The 255-nt window shown below is 51.4% G+C and carries 1 rRNA gene; it reads left to right on the forward strand.

What is annotated here, in order from left to right:
* Nucleotides 1-255, forward strand: a 23S ribosomal RNA gene (locus GTP41_RS28205); the annotation flags it as partial.

A 255-nucleotide genomic window follows, 5' to 3' on the forward strand; every position in this document is an offset into this window, starting at 1 on the left:
CTTTGCATTGGACTTTGAACCAATCTGTGTAGGATAGGTGGGAGGCTTTGAAGTAGGGACGCCAGTTCCTATGGAGCCATCCTTGAAATACCACCCTGGTTTGTTTGAGGTTCTAACCTTGGTCCGTAATCCGGATCGGGGACAGTGCATGGTAGGCAGTTTGACTGGGGCGGTCTCCTCCCAAAGTGTAACGGAGGAGTTCGAAGGTACGCTAGGTACGGTCGGACATCGTGCTAATAGTGCAATGGCATAAGC

Source organism: Pseudoduganella guangdongensis (assembly GCF_009857475.1).
GTDB lineage: Bacteria > Pseudomonadota > Gammaproteobacteria > Burkholderiales > Burkholderiaceae_D > Rugamonas > Rugamonas guangdongensis.